Source organism: Sphingomonas sp. OV641 (assembly GCF_900109205.1).
GTDB lineage: Bacteria > Pseudomonadota > Alphaproteobacteria > Sphingomonadales > Sphingomonadaceae > Sphingomonas.
Genome location: NZ_FNZB01000001.1, coordinates 1529243 through 1545897, shown reverse-complemented (window position 1 = coordinate 1545897; position 16655 = coordinate 1529243). Strand labels below are relative to the sequence as shown.

Sequence of the window (16655 nt, the reverse complement as noted above, 5' to 3'; positions counted from 1 at the left end):
AACACTCCATGCGTATCTTCGTCACCGGCGGGGCCGGCTTCATCGGCTCGGCGCTCGTCCGGCACCTCATCGAGAACACCGAATACGAGGTGCTCAATTTCGACAAGCTGACCTATGCCGGCACGCTGTCGACGGTCGAGCGGGTGGCGAACAGCAACCGCTATCGCTTCGTCCAGGGCGACATCTGTGACGCCGAGGCGGTCCGCGCCGCGATCGCCGAGTTCCAGCCCGACGTCATCACGCACCTCGCCGCGGAAAGCCATGTCGACCGCTCGATCGACGGGCCGGCCGCGTTCATCCAGACCAATGTCGTCGGCACCTATACGATGCTGGCCGAGGCGCGCGGCTATTGGCAAAGCCTCGAAGGCGACACCAAGGAGCGGTTCCGCTTCCACCATATCTCCACCGACGAAGTATACGGCTCGCTGGGTGAGGAAGGCCTATTCACCGAGGACACGCCCTACGATCCGCGCTCGCCCTATTCGGCCAGCAAGGCGGGCAGCGACCACCTCGTCAGCGCCTGGGGCCATACCTTCGGGCTGCCGGTGCTGATCACCAATTGCTCGAACAACTATGGCCCGTACCACTTCCCCGAGAAGCTGGTGCCGCTGATGATCGCCAAGGCCTTGGATGGCGAGCCGCTGCCGGTTTACGGCAAGGGCGATCAGGTGCGCGACTGGCTGTTCGTCGAGGATCATGTCCGCGCGCTTCAGGCGGTGTTCGAGCGCGGGGAGCTCGGCCGGACGTACAATGTCGGCGGGTTCAACGAGAAGCAGAATATCGAGGTGGTGCACACCATCTGCGCGATCCTCGACCAGCTTCGCCCACGCGCCGACGGTAAGCCGTACGCCGACCAGATCACCTCGGTCGCCGACCGCCCGGGGCACGACAAGCGCTATGCGATCGACGCGACACGGATCGAGCAGGAGCTTGGCTGGCGGCCTGAGGAGACGTTCGAGACCGGCATCGAGAAGACGGTGCGCTGGTATCTCGACAACGAGGCCTGGTGGCGCCCGATCGTCGAGCGCGGTGCGGCGCAGCGCCGCGGCGTGGCCGCATGAAGGCGATCCTCGTCACCGGCGGGAACGGCCAGCTCGGCACCGAGCTGCAGCGGTGCGCCTGGCCCGACGGCTATGAGGTCGTCGCGATCGACGTCGCCGACCTCGACCTGACCGACACCGCCGCGATCGCCGCCAAGGTGGCAGCCGGACACAATGGGCGCGAATGGGCCGCGGTGATCAACGGCGCGGCCTATACCGCGGTCGACAAGGCGGAGAGCGACGTCGTCGCCGCCTGGGCGGTCAACGCCATGGCCCCCGCCGCGTTCGGCGAGGCGTGCGCCAAGGCAAACATCCCACTGGTCCAGGTGTCGACCGACTATGTCTTCGCCGGCGACAAGCAGGGCGCGTGGGAGGTCGACGATCCCGTCGCGCCGCTCGGCGTATACGGCGCGTCGAAGCTAGGCGGCGAGCTGGCGGTGCGCACCTCGGGTGCGCGGCATGTGATCGTGCGGACGGCCTGGGTCGTCTCGGCGCACGGCAACAATTTCGTGAAGACCATGCTGCGCGTCGGCGCCGAGCGCGACATGCTGACGGTGGTCGAGGACCAGCACGGCACGCCGACCAGCGCTGCGGATCTGGCTCAGGCGCTGATGACGATCACTGTCCGGCTAGTTGAGGACGAGGCCGCGCCGACCGGCACGTTCCACTTCTCCAATGCCGGGCCGACCACCTGGGCGGGCTTCGCGCGCGAGATCTTCGCGCAGAGCGCAGACCGCGGCGGGGCATCGGCCGAGGTGAAGGGCATCCCCACCAGCGACTATCCGACACCGGCACGCCGCCCGGCCAATTCGCTGCTCAGCCATGCCGCGATCGGCGCGGCTTACGGCATCCAGCCGCGTCCGTGGCAGGACGCATTGAGCGACATTCTCGACGAACTGATCGGAGACACCCAAATGGAGAACCGCTCATGAAGGGCATCATTCTCGCGGGCGGTTCGGGCACGCGGCTTCACCCGGCGACGCTGGCGGTGAACAAGCAGCTGCTGCCGGTCTATGACAAGCCGATGATCTATTACCCGCTGTCGGTGCTGATGCTCGCCGGCATCCGCGAGGTACTGATCATCTCCAGCCCGGAATATCTGGACAATTACAAGCGCTTGTTCGCCGACGGCAGCGCGCTGGGGCTCCAGATCAGCTACGCCGAACAGCCCAAGCCCGAGGGGCTGGCGCAGGCCTTCACCATCGGTGCGGACTTCATCGGCGACGACAATGTCGCGCTGGTGCTGGGCGACAACATCTTCTTCGGCGCGCATCTCACCGACCTGCTCGCGAGCGCGGTGAACCGCACCCAGGGCGCGACGGTGTTCAGCTACCGCGTCGAGGATCCCGAGCGCTATGGCGTGGTCGAACTCGCCGAAGATGGCCGTGCGGTCAGCCTGGAGGAAAAGCCCGAAAATCCCAAGTCGAACCATGCGGTTACCGGCCTGTATTTTTACGACAATCGCGTCGTGGAATACGCCCGCAACCTCAAGCCGAGCGCACGCGGCGAGCTAGAAATCACCGACCTCAACCGCCTCTACATGGAGGCCGGCGACCTCTTCGTCGAGCAGATGGGGCGCGGTTATGCCTGGCTCGATACCGGCACGCATGACAGCCTGCTCGAAGCGAGCGAGTTCGTCCGCACGCTGCAGCACCGCCAGGGCATCCAGATCGCGTGCCTGGAGGAAATCGCCTATCTGCAAGGCTTTATCGGCAAGGACGAGGCGCGGGCAGCCGGCGAGCGGTTCAAGAAGACGGCGTATGGGCGTGCGATCCTCAACGCTGTGGACGGTCATTAATTCGGGCGCATCCGCATCAATCTTCGGAGCCGTGAGGGTGTACAGCAACGTAACGTGCCTCCATACGCCGCTGTTAGGCTCAGCTTTGTCTACACATACGAATTCAAACACAGACTCTATTTTGCAATGCAGCAGAGTGGACGATGATTTCGCGCGTTGGTAACGCACGCGTCGCCATCGAAGGTGACCTTATCAGCCGTCAGCGATCGCCGGTCGTTGGGCTTCGAAATCTAAAGCTTATACGCGCCGGAAAAGCACAAGGGATCTCTAATGCTGAAAGACGAGGGACGTAATCTTGTGATTCTCGGCATTAGAGGGGTTCCGGCAGCGCATGGCGGCTTCGAGACCTTTGCCGAACGTCTCGTTATATTTCTACGCGATCGTGGATGGAACATCACCGTCTATTGTCAGGGAAGCGATAGCGGAAAACGCGAGCAAGACATATGGGAAGGAATTAGTCGCATTCACATTCCGGTGAAACGGAGTGGGTCGGTAAGCACGATCGAGTTCGATATGAAGTGCATTGCTGATGTCGAGAAAGTGCCGGGCACCATCCTGACGCTTGGCTATAACACGGGTTTTCTTTCCACCTGGCTGCGGATGCGGGGACGCACCAATTTCATCAACATGGACGGACTGGAATGGAAGCGCGACAAGTACGGCTTTGCCGCGCGTGCTTTCCTTTGGGCTAACGAACGTTTGGCAGCGAAGGCGGGCACCCATCTGATCGCCGACCATCCGGTGATCGCGAAGCATCTTGCAACGCGAGTACACACTGATCAGATCACCATGATCCCCTATGGTGGTGATCTGGTGACGAAGGCGGATGCGTCGCTGCTGGCGCCATTAGGACTTGAGCCGGACCGCTTCTTTACCCTGATCGCGCGACCGGTGCCGGAGAATTCAGTACTGGAAATCGTGCGCGCCTTCTCCGCCGCGCCTCGCGGAGCCAAGTTAGCAGTTTTGGGGACGTACGGCCGGAGCCATCCTTATCTTGTTGCGGTGCAGGATGCCGCCAGCGACGAAGTAGTCTTTCCCGGCGCGGTTTACGATAAACCATTGCTGGCGGCGCTGCGGCTCTACTCCATTGCCTATCTTCACGGCCACCGCGTCGGCGGAACCAATCCTTCGCTGGTGGAAGCGTTGGGGGCCGGTAACGCAGTGATTGCGCATGATAATTCATTCAACCGCTGGGTGATCGGCAAGGCTGGGCTATTCTTTGAAGGTGAAGCTCAATGTGCCGCGCACATCGCACGCCTGGTCGGCAACGCCGAATATCGCGACGAATTGCGCGCTGCTGCCCGCGCACGCTGGGCAGAGGAGTTCACCTGGGAACAGGTACTGGCGCAGTATGAAACATTGCTTTCAAAGGGTTGAGTGTCCCTCCGGGGCTAGGAACTCCATGGCCGTGGCCAAACCTTGCCGATAAGGGGTCACGAACGTAGCGGCTCCGGACAGGCGACGCAGGGAAAACATGTGATGCGTACGACTGCCCGTTTGCTTTTCCTTCTCGGCGTCATCATCGCGATCGTTTGGCCGCGATATTTTTATATAAGCCTCGCGGGACGGGGTGTCAGCGGGTTCACGCTCATCACGCTTATCCTGCTCGCCTATGGCCTCTTCCTATTTGTCTTCATCTCAGCTTGGCAGCCAACCCTATTACGAGGCTTGCCGCGAACTATCGTGCCGCTTACAGCGGTAGGGGCATATTATGGTTGGCGGCTGATCTGCGACGCCAACGGCATTGATCCCGGCTTGTCGTTGTGGCTGACGCTAAACGATATTGTGTTCGCGGCATCATGGCTGCTGATCGGCGCCATCTTCATGAGCGACGCGCCCACTTATCGCGCCTTTCCGTACGTGCTGATTATCAGCGCATTCGTCGCCACTATTGCCGGTTTGGCAGAGTTCGCGACTGGTACGCCGTTCCTTGATCTTGTTGGGCTCAGCACCTTCTCGGCGGCAGACGAGAAGGTCCTCAGCGGGATCAATGCGGCGTCGTCTGATGCGAACAGTTTTCGCATCAAAGCGGTTTTTGCCCATCCCATCGTGTATGGGCAGGTAATGGCGATGCTTGCCCCGCTAGCGGTCGCCTTTGCATTAAACGGTTCGAGACGGTGGCGCCTCGCTGGTGTAATGCTTCTGCCGTGTATCGGGATCGGCATCATAATTTGTCAATCGCGCTCGCCGTTCCTCGTTTTGGGCGTGGCGCTAGGCATGTTTTTCGGCGCTTACACACTGGACGTGCGCAACAAAGGCCGCACACTGGGCTTCATGGCGTTTACTATGTTGGCGCTAGTCAGCTCGCCGTTCGTGCTGGATCGTGTTATGGCGCTTACCACGGGCACAAACTCTCGAGAGTCGGGCAGCACAGAGATACGTGAGCTGCAGATGGAACTGGCAGGTTCCGCGCTGCAAAGTCGACCACTTGGCGGCTATGGAAGCGGCATGGCCGGGCAATATGCAGGAGTAGAAGGCCGCAACGATATTATCACCGTGGACAGCGCCTATGTGGTTGCCGCCGTTGATAGCGGATATGCTGGCGTCACGCTTTATACTATAATGTTGGTGGTCATAACGCTGCACGGCCTACTCCTGGCGCTTCGTGAGCGACAATCATGGCAACGCGGCCTTTTGGCGTCCTTTGCGGCGCTGATTGCCGGTTGCGCCTTAGGTTTGTCAGTCATCGCGATCGACGATGCTTTGGTCTTGGTCTTCCTATCTCTCGGTTATTTCATTTCTTATTCTGGGAGAATGGCCTCCCGGCGGCTCAGCAAGTCGGCGGCGGCCCGCGTAAGTTCGATTCGTGAATAGGCGAGACGCCGAGCTTCACCTTGCAATGCACAACTCATCAATTAAAAAACTACGGAATTGGGGAAGGCAGGGGGCCGTGCGCAGCGCCATTGAGCAAATCAGATTCGCGTTTCTGTGTCAGCGAAATGCCACATGACTTCCTCGGCAACGGCTAACCCGTCATACGACACAGGAACACGGCAGCGCGACAAGGCAATGATGCTGGTCGCGACCATAGCTCGCATGGGGCTGGGACTGCTGACCTTCGTGGTGCTTGCTCGCTATCTGGGGCCGACGCAGTTTGGCGTCATTGCCACGGCCATGGCCTATGCCACGTTCGTGTCTCTCGCGACAGACTATGGGCTTGCCACGTCCGCGCTACGCCGGGCGTCGATCGCACCGCCCGACGCGGGGCGTATCGTCGGTGATGCGCTGGCTGTGAAGGTGTTGCTCGCACTGGCGGCGCTCCTCGTGGCGATCATTGCCGCCGCGTTTGCGGTCCCGGTCACCCAGCTGCCGATCTATGCCTGCGTCTTTATGGGCACGCTCGCCTACTCCTTCGCGGACCTGTCCATGGTGGTCGCGCGCGCGCACCGCCGGTTCGAGGTGGAGGCTGCACTGGTCGTTTCTACCAGCGTCGTGATGTTGCTCGGCACTGGCGGGGTTGCCGCATGGACCGGCAGCGTCAGCGCGGCGGCGGGCGTTTTCCTCGCCACGCGCCTGTTCTATCTCGCGGCGGTGCAATGGCGCCTTCGATGCTGGCTGGGGCCTCTGGCAGGCATGGGTCGCAGCGTCGCGGAGATGCGCGCCACGCTGCACGCCAGTGCGAACTATGCCGTAGATAATATCCTTACCGTACTGACCAGTCAAATCGACGTCCTGTTGTTCGCGCTTCTGCTGAGCTCCTATGAAATGGGCGTTTACCAGGCGGGTGCGCGGCTGGTGCAGGTGATCGTGCCGTTCGCCGTGGTGCTCTCCACCGTTTACATGCCGGCCCTCTCGAGCGCCGCGGCCCAGCCCGAACTCAAGCCGTTCCGCCGCCTGTCGCGGCGCGTAACGATTGAGTTTGCAGGGCTGGCGCTCGTCGCCGGGCTGGCATTCACCTTTGTCGGCCCGCTGATCACGACACACTTATACGGTGATCGCTACGCCTCATTACAACCGCTGTGGGCAGGCTTCGGGGCGTACGCGCTGCTGCGCTTCGCCGCCGCGGGCTTCGGTATTCAGTTGGTTGCGCTCAACCGCATTACGCCGCGCATCGTTAGTCAGATAGCCGCAGCCGCCGCGTTCGTCGTGGCCACGGTGCTGCTGCTGCCTGGCGCTCATCTGCGCGTCGCGGCATGGCTACTAGCGCTGATCGGTGCCGTCAATTTCGCCGTACTCGGATTGAGCCTTTTGCGTAGTGATCGACGCGACACCGCGGTGATAGCCAGCCTCGTCGGTTTGCCGCTAACGGCATTACTGCTCGCGCTGCTTGCCGGAAGGATGTGACCATGTCGATCGTCACCAAATTACGTCGACGTTTGCGTCGTCAACTGACGCAGCAGGAACAGCTCACCAGCGAGCCGCTGCGGGCGCGGTTCGCCGCCCACGGCGTCCATGTTGGCCTCTATAGTTACGGCTGCTTCGACCTATCTCGCGTGCCGTCCGGCGTTACGGTCGGGCGATATTGCTCCTTCGCCTCCAGCACGCAAATCTACCTGCGTAACCACGGCGTCGACTTTATCGGCCTGACTGCCTATCTCTACAACGAAACGCTCGGCGTCGTGGACCGCAGCATGATCGAACCCGTGCCGATGACGATCGGCGACGACGTGTGGATCGGCCACAATGCGGTCCTGCTCCCGAGTGTTCGCGAGGTGGGGCGCGGTGCCGCCATCGCGGCTGGCGCGGTGGTGACGCGGCCTGTGCCGGCTTACGCCATCGTCGGTGGCAATCCGGCGCGCCTCCTGCGGATGCGCTTCGACGCGGCCACCATCGCCGCCATCGAGCAAACGCGATGGTGGGAAAAGACTCCCGACGAGCTGCGCGTCATGGCGCGCGAGCAACCCGGCCTCATCTTCGATCCTGCGGCGCATTTCGCCGCCCGCAAGCGAGCTGCACAGGCATGACCATCCCTATACACGTCGCGCTGCCGTGGCACGCAATCGGTCATGGTAATCTAGGCGTTGATGCGTTGACCCGCTCCAACATTGCCATCCTTCGTGGCGCGGCGGCGCGCATCGGCCGGGAGGTGCGCTTCACCACCCTGTGTGCGGTCAATCGCGTCGATCCCACCACCATCGATCCGGATGTCACCATTGGCCCGATGCCCAGCCCGAAGGCGATCGCCACCGGTCGCTCGGATTTCCTGAAGGTGTTGCGCACCGCAGATGTGGTGGTCGATATAGGTGAGGGCGACAGCTGGACCGATATTTACGGCGGCAAGCGCTTCGCCTTTCATGCGGGCACGAAAATGGCGGCGCTTGCACTTGGCAAGCCTTTGGTGCTCGCGCCGCAGACCATGGGACCGTTCGACACGCCCTGGCGCCGACGCGTCGCCACCGCGATCATGAACCGTGCGCGGGCCGTATATGCCCGCGATTCGCTATCGTCCGACTTTCTGCGCGGCTGTAAGCTGACGACTGAGACGGGTGAGTTCATCGACGTTGCCTTCCGCCTTCCCTTTGACCGGCGCCCGCGCGACGGCGTGAAGCGCCGCTTGGGCATGAACGTTTCGGGTCTACTGTACCGCGGTGGCTATCGGCGCGCGAACGAGTTCGGGCTAACCATCGATTACCCTGCGCTTACCCATCGCCTCATCGAGCATTGGTCGGCCAAGCCGGATACCGAGGTTCACCTGATCCCCCATGTGGTCGCTTTTGACGGCAATGACGACGATCGCACCGTGATCCCTGAGCTGACCTCGCGATATCCCCAGCTGGTGGTGCCGCCCGATTTCGCCAGTGCCAGTGCGGCCAAAGGTTATATGTCTGGGCTGGACTTCGTCGTCGGCGGCCGGATGCATGCATGCATCGGTGCTTTCTCGGCGCAGGTTCCGGTGGTGCCGATCGCCTATAGCCGCAAGTTCAACGGCTTGTTCGGCACGCTCGGCTATCCCCATTACGTTGATGGCCGCGCGTTGGACACCGACGCTGCTTTTGCCACGGTGGTGCAGGGCTATGAGGATCGCGCGGCGCTTGCTGCCGCGATTGAGCCCGGGCTTTCGATGGCTCGGGAACGGCTGGACCAATATGAGGCTAGGCTGGCGGCGATTCTGCAAGAAGTAGCATCGCATGGCTGACTTGCCCGGCATCCTCGACAATGGCCTATGTTTCGGCTGTGGCGGTTGCGTCGCGGCGATCCGGGCGCCCGGCTTGGAAATTGCGATGAGCGCTGAGGGATATCTGCGCCCGCGCCCCGTGCCGCTCAACGCCGCGCAGCGCGAAACGCTGGACGCTGTCTGCGCTGGCCGTGCGCTCGCGCATGACGCGACTAGTCCCGATTATCACGATCTCTGGGGGCCGATCCGGCGGCTGGCCACCGGCTACGCCACAGATCCGCAGGTTCGCTTCCGCGGCTCCTCGGGTGGGGTGCTGTCCGCCTTGACGATCCATCTACTGGAAACGGGTGAGATCGATTTCGTTCTGGCAACCGGTGCCGACCCGGCTGATGCCATCGGTAATGTGACAACGCGCCGAGGCTCGCGCGAAGAGGTCATCGCCGCCGCCGGCTCTCGGTACGCGCCTTCCTCGCCCCTGGCCGATCTGGAAACATATTTAGCCGCCGGTCGTCCATTCGCCTTCATCGGCAAGCCGTGCGATGTCGCCACGCTGCGCCGCATGGCGAAGCGCGATCCTAGGATCGACGCGCTGATACCCTACAAGCTTGCCTTTTTCTGTGCCGGGGTGCCCAGCCGCCGCGGCACCCAAGCGGTGCTGGATGCGCTTGGCGTCGAGCACGATGATGTCGCCCAGTTCCAATATCGCGGCGACGGCTGGCCCGGCCTCGCCCGCGCCCGCCGCCGTGACGGCAGTGAAGAAAGCATGACCTATGAGGCCAGCTGGGGCCGCATCCTTAACAAGCACCTTCAGTTCCGTTGCAAGATCTGCCCTGACGGAACCGGCGAATTTGCCGACGTGGCCTGCGCGGATGCGTGGTACGGCAAAGATGGCTATCCCGATTTCGAGGAGCGCGATGGCCGCAGCCTGATCGTTGCTCGCACGGAGGCCGGCGTCCGGCTGATCGCAGCGGCAGAAGCACGTGGCGCAATCGCCGTCGATCCGCTGGACGTTAGCGAGATTGCGCGCATGCAGCCCTATCAGGTCACGCGCAAGCGCAACGCGCTGGCGCGCTCCGCCGCAGTATGGGCGGCGCGGCGACAAGGTCCGCGTTACGCCCATCTGGCACTGTCGCGCCTTTCCGCGAAGACATCGCCCAAGGAGCTGCTGCGCAACTTATGGGGTACGTTCCGCCGCTCGCGTGGAAAGCGACTGGCATGACCGCGCCGTCGGTCGCTATCGTCTTGGTCAACTGGAACGGCTGGCAGGACACGATTGCCTGCATCCAGAGCTGCCTGGCGCTGGATTATGCCGCGTATCGGATCGTCGTATGCGACAACGGCTCGCGCGACGGCTCGCTGGAACGGATCGCTGCGTGGGCGCGGGGCGACGCATTCGTTGCGGTCGACCCGGCAAGTCCGGTTCCGCTCGCGGCGCCGCGCTTACCGCGCGGGGTCAAAACGCTCGATCGTGGAGCAGCCGAAGCGGGCGACGATGACGATGCCGCGGAATTGGTTCTCGTCGATACAGGCGGCAATCTGGGCTTTGCGGGCGGTAACAATGTCGGGCTGCGTTGGGCACTAGCGCGTGGGATTGACCATGCTTGGCTGCTCAACAACGACACGGTGGTCCCGGCCGACGCATTGAAGCATCTGGTAAATGCGTCGACGGCCGATCCGGGCTTGGGCCTGATCGGTTCCACCATGATCGAATATCACCGCCCCGACACGTTGCAGGCCTATGCTGGAGCGCTCGATTTGCGCACATTCCGCGGACGGCATTTGGGGAAGGGCCGGCGCGCCGATGCGGTGGATGCAGCGGTCGCCGCCGATCCACTGCGCGCGCACGAACTGCTGTATCCCATCGGCGCGTCCATGCTGGCGACCGGGACCTTCCTCCGATCGGTCAGGCTAATGGAGGAAAGCTATTTCCTTTATTATGAGGAGGCCGATTGGGTGTTGCGCGGCCGGCCGGCCTTCCGCGCCGGGCTGGCACTCGCCAGCCGCGTGTACCATAAGGTCGGGTCGTCCGCCGGTTCCACGCCGGACGGCATTTCGGCCCGCTCGGTCGGCTTCCTTTACCGCAGCCGCCTGCGCGCCGCGCGCCGTTTCGCGGCCGGGCAGTTGCCACAGGTTACCCTCGGCATCCTCGACGAAGCGGGCCGTGCGCTGGTCAAGGGCCGTACGGGTCGCGCCATCGGCGCCTTCAATGCGCTGACCGGCCGGGTAAAGGTGCCGAGCTGACCATGCGCCTATTAGCCCTCCTTCAAGAATTTCCCTTCCCACCTAACAACGGCATGCGCTCGGACATTTCGCGCCGCCTCGTCGCAATGCGCGCGCTGGGGCATGAAGTTCACGCGATTTCGTGGACCGGCGGACGGCTGGACCCAGTACTTGGCGAAACTGAGCTGGCGCAGGCGCGCGCGATAACGGCATCGCTAGATGTTTTGCGAGTGGACCGCGGCGCACGCCGCGTCGCCAATATGTTGCGTTTCCCGTCGCAGGTGGCGGGCCGTTGGCCGTCCGCCGAGGCTCGGGCAGCGCTGCTCGCCCGCATTAGCGCGCGCATGCACGCCCTAGACGCGGTCTGGGTGGACGGCATCCATGCGGGCGCACTCGGCCGCTGGCTGGCCGAGCAACTGGGGGTGCCGCTGCTGTACCGCTCTCACAATGTCGAGCATCGCTATTTAGCGGAACAAGCCCGCCTCGCTACAGGTAAGAGCAGGCTCCTGATTGCCGCCAATGTGCTGGGCATGAAGCGGTTCGAGCGTGCGCTGATGCGCGATGCGACGTTGTTCCACGACATTTCCGCCGACGATCTTGGGTATTGGCGCGACACCGGCCTAACCAACGGACGCTGGCTGCCGCCGCTTGCCGATCCTGCGATTCTCGCAGTGGCGGACGGGCCGGAGGTTGCGCGAACGGTGGACCTACTGTTCCTGGGGAGCCTATCGTCGCCAAACAACCTCAAAGGGCTAGACTGGTATCTTGCCCACGTTCACCCGCGGGTCGTCTCTGTCCTGCCGGACGTGACGCTGACCATTGCCGGGCGCGGCCCCGGCAAAGCGCTGGCGGATCGGTTGGCGAAGCTGAGTATCCCGCTGGTGGCCGATCCGCCCGAAGCCGCTGCGTTGTTCGCCGGCGCGCGCGTCATGCTGAACCCAATTTTGCATGGTAGCGGCGTCAACATAAAAACGGTAGACATGCTGGCGACAGGCCGCCCAGTCGTCACCACTTCCAAAGGCGCGCGCGGCCTGCCTGCCGATGTCGTCGCACAACTGACTGTCGCCGACAAAGCGGAGACGTTTGCGGCTGCGACGGTTGCCGCGGTGACAGAAGCCCGCGCAGGCGGTGGGGGAACGGATCGCGCGGCAATGATGCAGCGTGTTTTCGGCCCCTCCGCGATTGCCGAGGTGCTGGCACTACCTCCGAGTGAGCCGTAACATCGTCGTTAGCGCCGGCGCATCCGTCTCGAAATAAAGCGCAGTTCGGTTTAGCGCGCCTGTCGCATCGGGGCCGCGTGACACACGCACACGGCCCACCCTATCGGCGTGCCACACTAACCCGACCTTCACGCCGTCGCAGGTCAGCATCGCGCGCCAGTTGGTCGATGGTTCAGACGCGCGCGTCTCTTGCCACCAGTTGAACCCGTCGCCTTTCGGGACGGCGGAGGGCCGGAGCGGTAATTCGGGCGTTACGTCACATTGAGTGTGGAAGATTTCGCCCAGCCGCTGATTGCCGCCGCCTTGCGGGCGAATATTCGTTCTTGTCTCGACGGTAGCCGCGCTCGCCATCACGCGGCGCGTCACTTGCGCGCCCGCTGCGAAACCGCTCGCCTGTGCCGTCAGCACGTTGGTGTCGTGCGCGATAAGCCTGCCTGGGCCGGGCTTCTGCTGGCCTGCGCCATTGATCACCGGCATGTTGTGCGCCGCTGCGGTGCGCAGATAGGTAAGGAACAGGCGTGAGCCGTAATTCGCAACGCCAGCGGGTCGTGTTACTGTGGTGCCGCCGATGTGGGCTTCCCATGACAGGGCATCCTGCTGCGCATGGCTGGCATTGCGCTGTCCCCAATGGGTGAACAACTCGGTCCCGCCAGCGCGCAGCATCGCGAATTGCGCTGCTTTCCATACGCGTGATGCCGTTTCCTCCGGCAATCGCGCTGACTTCACCGGATCAAGCAGTGTCTCCCATGAAAGCGGCAATTCACCCACACGCAGCGGCATCGTCTGTTGGCTGAGCGCCAGCAAACCGGGATCAACGCCGGCCTGCCGAATGGAGGTGTCGCCCAGCGCCGGCACCGATTTGTCCGCGAACCGCACTGCTAGCAACGAGGCAATCATATCCTGCGTAAGCAAACGCTCGCGTACGAAATTGTCGCCGCGTCCGTTCAGGCTTGCCTGCAAGAACAGCGCAGAGAGTGCGCGTAGCGTGTAATTCGTATAGCCCAGAGATGGTTCAAACCAGGTGAAATCGGCCTGCACACCTTTGCGCAACATCGCGCGCACGCCGTTCTCGGCATTGAGCGCACGATCCAGCGCCGCCTTGTTGTCCAGCGCCATCGCCAGCACCGCAGCAGCGCTCGCCTGCCAGACGGAAATGTTATTGCGGCCCAGATTGGACCGTTCCAGGTTGGCGAGCAATGGCGCGAACAATTCCTCATGCCACTGCCGGCGCCGGTCCGGCGCCACGAGATTGCCCAGCAATTGCATGGCATCCGCCAGCATGATGCCGTTGGTCGCTTCGTCCAAGCTTTGGCCCATCATGCGGGAGTAGGCCTTATACTTCAGCCGTTCCGGCCAGCGCATGTAATTGGCGGCATAGAAATCCAGCTGGGCCGCTGCCCAGTTGCGATAGCGCGTGTCGCCCGTCAGCCGCCACAGCCGCGCTGCTTCCTGGGTGGCACGAATGTTATTCGATCGGCGATTATACACCCAGGCGCCGTGGAGTTTGTCCGCTGCCGCGCTACCCCGTGGTGGCTCAGGCATGTCGTACATCCAATGCAGAGGCCGCCCAGTCTGGGGATCGATTAGGTCGTGGCCCCAGCCAGCGATCCATGCTGCATCGTCCCGCGGAAGTGCCATCCACGAATCAAGCGCGCGCTGGCGGGCTGCGACCCAGCGTGCTACCGCGGGCTCGCGTGCCACTCGGGCGCGCAAGCCATCCCAATCCTGCCGTGCCTCGCGCAGCGGCAGCGGAGCAGGGCCAGCGAACTTATAATTGGCATACGCTTGTGCCAGTACCGGCGTGGGCGTTGCGAGCATGTCGGGCGGCGCGGCGGCCAAGTTCAGCGTTGCGGCCGACAGCACCAGCGCATCGCGCGCGATCATGCCGCGGCCGACGTACAAAGTCGCGGGATCCAACCACCCAGCACGTCCTGTAGGCGGCTGCTCATCGTCGCGGCCGAGAAATGACCGGCAAACCGTTCCAGCGCACCGTGGCTACGCTGTGCAACCGCGCCGCTGTCATCGATTGCTTCCGCGAGGGCCGCGGCCAGCGAATCGGCGTCGTTGGGCGCGACCAGCCAGCCCGACCGCCCGTGCTCCACGATCTCCACCAGCCCGCCATGAGCCGCCGCAATCACCGGACGGGCATAAGACATGGCCTCGATCGCGACGCGTCCGAACGGCTCGGGCAGGCGAGATGGCACGACGCAGATGTCTGCCCAGCGATACACTTCGCCCGGTTCGTCGCGGAACGGCTCCAGCGCCACCACGTCCGCCAGCCCGCCGGCGGCGATCGCCTGCTCCAGGGCCTCCACCGGCGCGCTTACATTCTGAAAGGTGCTGCCGACGATCCGCGCGCGCAAACGTACCTGCGCGTCGCGCGGCAGGCGTGCGATTGCGTCCACCAACAGATCTTGCCCCTTCCAGTCGTTGATTCGCCCCAACAACGCGATGCGCAGAGGACGGTCTGGCGTGAAGGCGCTCGGCAGATCGGGCAGGCGTGCGTCCGCGATGGCGTCCACGCCGTTGTGGATCACGACCTGCGGCTGGGTCAGCGGAAGCGCGAGCGCGTCGCGCGTCGCTTGCGAATTGAAGATCACGCGCGCACCGCTCGCGCGCACCAGCGAGCGGACAACGGGCATAGCTTTGGTCTTCGGGATCTCGCGCGCGTGGATCACCGTCTTGTGCGGCGCCACTCGTCCCGCGAGCATGTAATCGGCAATTACGGTCGTGTTGACGTAGGCGAGATCGGCTCGCGCGAGATCCGCGGCGGCCCGGCCGAGGTAATAGGGTAAGGCAACGCTGGATTTGAGCCCCGTCGCAATTGGGTTTGCCAGCCGCAGCACGCACAGATCGCGCACTCGCACCGTGTCGCTCACCGCTGATAGCGGATCGTGCAGCGGCCCATCCGTTGCAAGTAACACGTCGATCGTCGCGTCGGGCCAGCCCTGCCGCAAGGCCTGGACCGATTGAAGAAAACTGCGGTCCGAGCCGTACAGCTCGCCGCCCTGATGGATGCACAAGATTCGAGGTCGGGCGGTCGGCATGATGATTTCCGATGCTCGGATTAAGGACAAGCGTCAGGCTACTTGCTATGATGCACCGCAGCAATGGTCATTCATGTAAGTGCTTTGGCCGTTACTCCGGATCAGCAGACTCACGATCGCATACACCTCACCGGTCTATCGGCTCAAGAATCAGACTGGCATGGCTGATGTGCCGATCATCGGTTCTACGTTATGGTTATTGTCGATCATTCCGTCTTTGCTTAGCGCTGTGACGTGACCCCCATTTCTTCATCCACCTGGAACTAGAGACCGGCCCATTGAAGGGACGGGCGGATTGAATCGGAAGCAGTTTTCGGAAGAGCAGATCATCGGCATCCTGAAGGAGGCTGAGGCGGGCGCGGTGGTGACGGAGCTGTGCCGCAAGTACGGGATGTCGAGCGCGACCTACTACGCCTGGAAGGCCAAGTATGGCGGCCTGGAGGTGTCCGAGGCGAAGCGGCTACGAGCGCTGGAAGACGAGAACGGCAGGGTCAAGCGGCTGCTGGCCGAGGCCATGCTGGACAACGCGGGGTTGAAAGACCTGCTGACAAAAAAGTGGTGAGCGTGGCCGCCAAGCGGGAGGCGGTCGCGCGGTTGCAGGCTGGGTTCGGGATGAGCGAGCGGCGCGCCTGCGCCGTGATTGGGGGCGACCGGACGAGTATGCGCTACCGCTCGTGCTGAGACGGGGACGAAGGTCTGCGGACGCGACTGCGCGAGCTTGCCGGCCAGCGTCGCCGGTTCGGCTATCGGCGGCTGCACATCCTGCTGCGACGCGATGGCGTCACAATCAACCGCAAGAAGACACAGCGGCTCTACCGGGAGGAGGGCCTGACGGTCAGGCGCAGGAAGGGACGACGGCGCGCCGTGGGCGCGCGGGCGCCTGGACCTATTCGAGGTGGGCTAACCGGCATCGATCCGGGTCGATGCGTGCACGGCACTGACATTGCTAGGGCTTGATGACCAAGTCAGTTAAACGGCGTAACAAATACGCTTCGGTGCTCGCTCTTGATTGTCAAGGCCACGCCGCGAATCCGCACTTGCTCGACGTCCATAATCGTTCCATCATTTCAATCATGAGCGTCGTTCTGTCCGCCCTTCGATCCATCATCGCGACGCTGCTCGGCGTTGTGCTGGTGCTGTTCGAGCGCGCGATCGTCCGTCGCACTCACGCGCTGTCTCACGCACGAACCGCGTTCGATCTTCGCCGCCGCGTGCGGCCGGTCGTGTCGTTCAATCGCCATCCGCCGGAGGCGTGGGCCGCTCCGTGATCCTGGT

The 16655-nt window shown here is 63.2% G+C and carries 14 protein-coding genes and 1 pseudogene; 13 read left to right on the top strand and 2 right to left on the bottom strand.

The features are described from left to right. The first annotated feature begins 8 nt into the window (after window positions 1-8). The 11 genes from rfbB to BMX36_RS07255 all read left to right on the top strand — a co-directional run bounded on the left by rfbB (window position 9) and on the right by BMX36_RS07255 (window position 12333). Window positions 9-1061, top strand: a complete 1053-nt coding sequence (gene rfbB, locus BMX36_RS07305; RefSeq protein ID WP_093064205.1) for a dTDP-glucose 4,6-dehydratase — start codon at window positions 9-11, stop codon at window positions 1059-1061. After that, a complete protein-coding gene (rfbD, locus tag BMX36_RS07300) occupies window positions 1058-1972 on the top strand; it encodes a dTDP-4-dehydrorhamnose reductase (protein ID WP_093065358.1) in 915 nt (304 codons plus the stop codon). The genes rfbB and rfbD overlap by 4 nt, the downstream gene beginning before the upstream one ends. Further along, window positions 1969-2838 (top strand): glucose-1-phosphate thymidylyltransferase RfbA, encoded by an 870-nt coding sequence (rfbA, locus tag BMX36_RS07295; protein ID WP_093064203.1) that lies wholly within the window; start codon window positions 1969-1971, stop codon window positions 2836-2838. Before rfbD ends, rfbA begins: the two co-directional genes overlap by 4 nt. A 270-nt stretch (window positions 2839-3108) precedes the next feature. Beyond that, complete coding sequence (locus BMX36_RS07290; protein ID WP_093064201.1) at window positions 3109-4215, top strand: DUF1972 domain-containing protein; 1107 nt, start codon at window positions 3109-3111, stop codon at window positions 4213-4215. 102 nt (window positions 4216-4317) lie between these two features. Then, window positions 4318-5652, top strand: a complete 1335-nt coding sequence (locus tag BMX36_RS07285) for an O-antigen ligase family protein (protein WP_093064199.1) — start codon at window positions 4318-4320, stop codon at window positions 5650-5652. 132 nt (window positions 5653-5784) lie between these two features. After that, window positions 5785-7122 carry an oligosaccharide flippase family protein gene (locus BMX36_RS07280; protein ID WP_093064197.1) on the top strand — a complete coding sequence of 446 codons (1338 nt, stop codon included), beginning with the start codon at window positions 5785-5787 and terminating at the stop codon, window positions 7120-7122. A gap of 2 nt (window positions 7123-7124) precedes the next feature. Further along, complete coding sequence (locus BMX36_RS22085; protein ID WP_093064195.1) at window positions 7125-7742, top strand: LbetaH domain-containing protein; 618 nt, start codon at window positions 7125-7127, stop codon at window positions 7740-7742. Continuing rightward, window positions 7739-8914, top strand: coding sequence for a polysaccharide pyruvyl transferase family protein (locus tag BMX36_RS07270; protein ID WP_177179049.1), 1176 nt, complete (start codon window positions 7739-7741; stop codon window positions 8912-8914). Before BMX36_RS22085 ends, BMX36_RS07270 begins: the two co-directional genes overlap by 4 nt. Beyond that, window positions 8907-10112: a Coenzyme F420 hydrogenase/dehydrogenase, beta subunit C-terminal domain gene (locus BMX36_RS07265; protein ID WP_093064191.1), complete on the top strand. Its 1206-nt coding sequence runs from the start codon at window positions 8907-8909 to the stop codon at window positions 10110-10112. The genes BMX36_RS07270 and BMX36_RS07265 overlap by 8 nt, the downstream gene beginning before the upstream one ends. Next, on the top strand, window positions 10109-11134 hold the full coding sequence (locus BMX36_RS07260; protein ID WP_093064189.1) for a glycosyltransferase: 1026 nt from the start codon (window positions 10109-10111) through the stop codon (window positions 11132-11134). The genes BMX36_RS07265 and BMX36_RS07260 overlap by 4 nt, the downstream gene beginning before the upstream one ends. Before the next feature lie 53 nt (window positions 11135-11187). Further along, window positions 11188-12333: a glycosyltransferase gene (locus BMX36_RS07255; RefSeq protein ID WP_177179048.1), complete on the top strand. Its 1146-nt coding sequence runs from the start codon at window positions 11188-11190 to the stop codon at window positions 12331-12333. Here the strand turns inward: BMX36_RS07255 and BMX36_RS07250 are convergent. After that, complete coding sequence (locus BMX36_RS07250) at window positions 12313-14217, bottom strand: alginate lyase family protein (RefSeq protein WP_143058528.1); 1905 nt, start codon at window positions 14215-14217, stop codon at window positions 12313-12315. The two genes, BMX36_RS07255 and BMX36_RS07250, sit on opposite strands and share 21 nt — an antisense overlap. Continuing rightward, window positions 14214-15380 (bottom strand): glycosyltransferase, encoded by a 1167-nt coding sequence (locus tag BMX36_RS07245; protein ID WP_093064183.1) that lies wholly within the window; start codon window positions 15378-15380, stop codon window positions 14214-14216. The genes BMX36_RS07250 and BMX36_RS07245 overlap by 4 nt, the downstream gene beginning before the upstream one ends. 295 nt (window positions 15381-15675) lie before the next feature. On the opposite strand from BMX36_RS07245, the pseudogene BMX36_RS22080 reads away from it, so the two are divergent. Together BMX36_RS22080 and BMX36_RS21310 are read left to right on the top strand one after the other, a co-directional pair. Continuing rightward, window positions 15676-16262, top strand: a pseudogene (locus BMX36_RS22080) (transposase); the annotation flags it as partial. A gap of 71 nt (window positions 16263-16333) precedes the next feature. After that, window positions 16334-16648, top strand: coding sequence for a hypothetical protein (locus BMX36_RS21310; protein WP_177179046.1), 315 nt, complete (start codon window positions 16334-16336; stop codon window positions 16646-16648). Window positions 16649-16655: the final 7 nt, after the last annotated feature.